We start from the raw sequence: 4,212 nt of genomic DNA on the forward strand, positions 1-4,212 counted from the left end.
GAGCTCGCCGAGCTGTTCAACGTCGCCCGGTCCACGGTCTATCGCGCACTTGCCCGCGCCCGAGCGACGACCTGACCGGAATCGAGCCCTACCTCGCACTTCGGGTCAGCTTCGGGAGTCCTGGGCCGTGGATGAGCGGCGAGCCCTCGACGCGCTGGAGTGCGAGCACGGCACCTCCCGGACGTTCTGCGACCTCTGCGGTCGTGACCGGTCCGACGTGGACCTGACGCACCGGAACCGCTTCGCCCACCTGCGGCTCCTCGTGGACGAGCGGACGGGCGACCAGCTGGTCGTCTGCGCCGACGATCGTCAGGGCATCCGCTCCTGGGTCGGGAGGCTCAGGGGTGTTGTGAAACCCGCTGCGCGTCGGCGCGTCGCGTGTTGGCAGCCCCTCGGTCCGGTGCCCGTCTCGGCCCGCCGCGAGGAGCCCAGCACTCCGCGGGGCTGAGCGGTGTCGGGTGTGGGTGGATGCGCCGACCCCTGGTACTCCGCGGCGATCGCCCGGATCGGGAGCGACCCGACGGACATCGGCGGCAACGCCAGCGGTGAGGGCTTCGACTACGAGACCATGCTCGCGCTCGACGCCGCCCTGATGATCAACGGGGGGTACGGCCCAGCTACACCTACAACCAGCCGCAGGTCGACGCCGGGATCCCGGCCGTCCTCGAGGCCAACCGGATGGAACACAGCGTGGACGCGGTGGGCTTGAACGTCGTTTCAGAAGTCGGTGTGTCGGTCCAAGCACCGGAGCGGGCGTGTTCGGTTGCCGTGCGCGCGGGCCGTCCGGACCTGCACTATGTGCTCCGCCGCGTGCTCCGCACCGGGGTCTCGATCACCTGCGCCCCGGGCGCCTATGCGGACCGTGTCGAGGGTTCGGCGATCATCTCCAGGGCGGGGGCGCTCCACCGCGCCGTCGCTGAGGCCGAGGCTGCGAACAGTGCTCGGTTGAAGACCGGTCGCTCAGTTCACGCAGGGGAGGCCGCCCGCGGTGATGGGCGGCGCGTCGGTCGCTGCAGGATCGGTTCCGCCCGGCGTCGTCCCCGCCGAGGGCGTGGTCGGCACGGGCGCGGCGAGTCCCGTGCGGCCACTGGCATTCTCGACGTCGGCGGTCGCACTCACGGAGTCGGCGGTGCCCGGATCCGCAGAGGCGGCGGCGGAGGGTGAGCTGACGCCTGCGACGAAGGACCGGACCAGAGCCGGGTTCACCTCGACCGCCGCGCCGTCGGAGGGCGTCGGGAGGGCGAGACGGCCCGTCGGGATGGTGCGGAACTGGATGTTCCCGCCGGTGAGCCCTTGGGCCTGCGTCGCGAAGCGCAGCAGGTCCCAGCCCTGGTCGATGACGATGTAGCGGTCGACGGCGGTGATGAGCCCGGAGAGGGCGGTGGGGTTCGCGAGGGTTCCGGCCGAGAGCAGTTCATGCGCAAGGCTCGCCATGAACGCCTGCTGGCGCACGATGCGGTCCAGGTCGCCACGCGGAAGCCCGTGCCGCTGCCGGACGAACGCCAGGGCCTGCGCGCCCTCGAGGGTTTGGGGACCCGCGGGCAGGTCGACGCCGGAATAGGAGTCCTGGACGGGCGCCACGAGGCATACGGGAACGCCGCCCACCGCCCGGGTGACCTCGGCGAACCCCACCAGGTTCACCTCCGCGTAGTGGTCGACGGATGCGCCGGTGAGCTGCTCGACGGTGGAGATCAGCTCGCGACGCCCGGCCTGGCTGGCCTGGCGTGCCAGGTCCGCCCCGGTGATGCCCTTTTTCGTGAGTGCGGCCCGCGCGTCGGTCATCGCGCGCTCGTACGCAGAGTTGATCTTGTGCTTCCCGAAGCCGGGCACGTCGACGTAGGAGTCGCGCGGGATCGAGATCGCCGTCGCGACGGCCGTGGGGTCGTTCGGGACCCGCACGAGCACGAGGGTGTCGGTGTTGAGCGTCCCGGTGTCCGTGCCGGCGCTGAGCTCGTCGAGCACCTGCTGGGGCAGCGGGTTGCCGTGACCGTCCGTCCGGCTGTCGAGGCCGACGAGCAGGATGTCCGTGGCGCCGTCCGGTGATCGATCGGCACCGAGGACGTCGCTCGTCGCGAGGGCGCCGTCGATCCGGTGGTAAGTCGACCACCCGTATCCGGTGACCAGCAGCACCGCCGCCGAGAGAACGGCGACGAGTACCCGACCCGCCCGCATCGGACCCCCACACGAAGGTACGCCGGACAACAGGCCTCCTGTCACTTCATGACCTGCCGTCGGCAGTCGTCGGCGGCGCGAGCACGTCCGGCGGCAGCCTCGCGCGGCTGACAAGGGAAGGTCTCACAGAGGCCGCGAAGCTCAGGTGAAGTCACGGTGGCGCAAGTGGGCGAGGACGAAACCCCGCGCTCACGCCACGAAAGCTTGACCGTGGGCTGCGGGGTCAGCCGGCCGCCAGTTCTGCGGTCGAACCGGGACGGCTTGCGTCCCGGTGGCTGACAGCCACCGCGTCCGCGGGGACCGCGGGTCGGTCGACGAGCAGCCGCTAGCCGGCGCGCCGCCGGCCGGGTCGGCGCGCCCCTCGGGGCACCGGTCGAACAGCGTCCCGGACAGCACTGAAACGAACGGATCGATCTTGCAGAACAAAAAAGACCAATGATCGCATATTGCCAGTTCACAGGGGCTGTACACCACGTAAGTCCGGCCCTTCTTCGGAATCATTCCACCTTGCCGAGATGATTCCCATGAATCTTCATTGAGCTCTTGACAACCCCGCGCGGGGCGCGCGTAACCTCAAAATTCGCAGAACCCTGCCTCGACGTTTTCTGCCCGAGCGAGGACTGGTCATGAATAGTTCGCTCGACGAGCTCATGGCCGCGCTACCGAGTCGGAGCCATGGTGGGCGGCCGCAGCGGTCGTCGCCGTGGCACGGTTGCCGCCCGTGTCGCGGTCCTCTGGACGCCTGCGCACCTTCCGGCCGCTGGAGAACGGTGCACCACGCTCTTGGCCCGGTCCATTTCAGGGTGAAGCCGCCGGGTCCCCCACATCCGCGCCCGGGGCCGGCTCCCACCCGGTGGCCGCCGTCATCGAGGCCTGCCCTGATCCCTACCGACGCTCGGCCGGCTCGACGCCGCGCCGGCGATCCTCGCCGACGAGACCGGCTACAGCAACCACCCGGGAACGACACCACCATATATTCCGACAGCGGGAGGACTGCGTGAATGTTCGCAGTGAACTACTGGCGCCTTCTTCTCCGCGGCACCGTCGGTGCGATCTGCATCGAGCAGGGGACGAACAAGCTGTTTCTGCCGCCGTAGGACGCGTCACGGCCAGATAGATCGGTCTCGCGTATCGGTGAGGTTCGACCTCGTGGTCCGTCATCTACAAAGGGAGGTAGTTATGGAATACTGCGCACGTATCGGCACGTACCTCGGAGCGCTGTCGACGGCGGTCGCTCTGGCCGCGCTCGCCGCGTGCGGCGGCCCGGTCGCGGCACCGCCGGCCGAGCACCCGATGTCCATGCCGGCACCGGCGGCCACTGCGGCCGTGCAGCCGGTCGCGGCCAGCATCGTGACGATCGCGAACTTCGCGTTCTCGCCGGCGGCCGCCACGGTCCCGGTCGGCACCACGGTGACCTGGTCGAACAGCGACTCCGCCCCGCACGACATCTCCGGCGGGCCCCTTCACTCGCCCACGCTGAACCAGGGCCAGACCTGGAGCTACACGTTCTCGAAGGCCGGGACGTACAGCTACATCTGCTCGATCCATCCGTACATGAAGGGATCGGTCACGGTTACCTGACGACGAGGGCGGCGGTGGGTGTTCTCGTCGCGGTCGTGGTGGCGGTGGGGTTCGTCGTGGTCGCCCCGAGTTCCCATCAACCCGCCCCTTCGGCGCTGCCGTTGCGGATCAGCGGTGAGCTGGCGTTGCCTGGGGACGATTCGCGACTTGACTACGGCCTGGATGCCGACCGGGGGCTGCTGTTCATCGCCCACCTGGGGGCCAGCGAAGTCCTCGAGGTCGATGTCCGTGCCCACCGGGTCGTGCGCACGATCCCGAGTCTCTCCCAGGTCCACGGCGTGCTCGTTGTTCCCGCGCTGCATCGGGTCTACGCCACGGCCACAGGCAGCAATCTCGTGGTCGGACTCGACGAGGACACCGGCGAGGTGCTCACCCGCACTCCGACCGGCGAGTACCCCGACGGCCTGGCCTATGACCCGCGCCGGGGCGCGATCTGGACAACGAATGAGACCGGCGGTT

Annotated in this window: 4 protein-coding genes and 1 pseudogene; 4 read left to right on the top strand and 1 reads right to left on the bottom strand. The window is 69.5% G+C overall.

The annotated features are described in order from the left end of the window. Both JWP64_RS31400 and JWP64_RS06615 read left to right on the top strand, forming a co-directional pair. A partial coding sequence (locus JWP64_RS31400) for a helix-turn-helix domain-containing protein (protein WP_366889506.1) occupies nucleotides 1-75 on the top strand: 75 nt, incomplete at its 5' end. A 52-nt stretch (nucleotides 76-127) separates the two neighbouring features. Continuing rightward, complete coding sequence (locus JWP64_RS06615; protein WP_297493581.1) at nucleotides 128-448, top strand: hypothetical protein; 321 nt, start codon at nucleotides 128-130, stop codon at nucleotides 446-448. Between the two features lie 512 nt (nucleotides 449-960). Here the strand turns inward: JWP64_RS06615 and JWP64_RS06620 are convergent. Continuing rightward, a complete protein-coding gene (locus tag JWP64_RS06620; RefSeq protein WP_297493583.1) occupies nucleotides 961-2,172 on the bottom strand; it encodes an LCP family protein in 1,212 nt (403 codons plus the stop codon). A gap of 1,179 nt (nucleotides 2,173-3,351) precedes the next feature. On the opposite strand from JWP64_RS06620, the gene JWP64_RS06625 reads away from it, so the two are divergent. Continuing rightward, entirely contained in the window at nucleotides 3,352-3,753 is a 402-nt protein-coding gene (locus tag JWP64_RS06625) for a cupredoxin family copper-binding protein (protein WP_297493585.1), read from the top strand. Nucleotides 3,754-3,767: 14 nt separating this feature from the next. Beyond that, a pseudogene (locus tag JWP64_RS06630) lies at nucleotides 3,768-4,212 on the top strand (YncE family protein); the annotation flags it as partial.

This window comes from Pseudonocardia sp. (assembly GCF_025465255.1).
In the GTDB taxonomy this organism is placed as follows: Bacteria; Actinomycetota; Actinomycetes; order Mycobacteriales; family Pseudonocardiaceae; genus Pseudonocardia.

Excerpts from the sequence above, each read along its gene's own strand:
- JWP64_RS06620 (WP_297493583.1), bottom strand. The coding sequence starts at position 2,172 with ATGCGGGCGGGTCGGGTACTCGTCGCCGTTCTCTCGGCGGCGGTGCTG.
- JWP64_RS06625 (WP_297493585.1), top strand. The coding sequence starts at position 3,352 with ATGGAATACTGCGCACGTATCGGCACGTACCTCGGAGCGCTGTCGACG.